General features: G+C 31.7%; 2 pseudogenes. One reads left to right on the top strand and one right to left on the bottom strand.

From position 1 onward, the window contains the following. Positions 1–264 (top strand): annotated as a pseudogene (locus ACFIL8_RS12190) (hypothetical protein); the annotation flags it as partial. Positions 265–357: 93 nt separating this feature from the next. Here ACFIL8_RS12190 and ACFIL8_RS12185 read toward each other — a convergent pair. Beyond that, positions 358–630 (bottom strand): annotated as a pseudogene (locus ACFIL8_RS12185) (hypothetical protein); the annotation flags it as partial.

Genomic DNA, 630 nt, shown 5'->3' with positions numbered 1-630 from the left:
CTTTCTTATAAATATAAAATAGATCCAGCCTCAGAATTAGTTAATATCAATGATGCTGATAAATTTTTAGAGGAAGGGAGATACGATTTTAACTGTGATAATCAATGTGCTACCTTAATAATCGAAAAGTTTTCTGTTAACTCGAAGATCTGCTATTGGATTTATGTTTTAACGGGAGAAAATAGTCTTTATAATCCTGAAGTGATTGATTCTGAAAACGACTTTCAGAATATTCCTAACCCACGTTCTAAAAATCAGATTTAACAAAATAAGCAATATTTTGGAATTTTGATTCCTATAGAGTTAACTCTTTTTTCTTCAAATAAAGAGTTAAACAAATTCTTGCAGCTACACTACAAAAAAACTTTCATAAAGGTTTATAATAAGATTCTGTTTTGCATGAGTTTCGGTAATCTCTGCTGTACAGAACGTGACACTGTTGTAAAATTTATCAAGATCTTTCGTTTTCTCTTCAATATTTGTTTTATCGAGTTCTGTTAAGATTTTTTCCATTGCTTGCGAAATGGCATTGTTTTGCACAAATTCATTGCCTTCAAACAAGGCTTCAAACACGGGACGCGTCACAAGATGTTGCGCTAACATCTCAATCGCTTCTTCTTGCTTTATCTC

It is taken from the genome of Bartonella sp. AP57NXGY, assembly GCF_042195805.1.
In the GTDB taxonomy this organism is placed as follows: Bacteria; Pseudomonadota; Alphaproteobacteria; order Rhizobiales; family Rhizobiaceae; genus Bartonella.
Note: the sequence above shows the minus strand (reverse complement) of the source record. Positions and strands in the feature narration are given on the sequence as shown.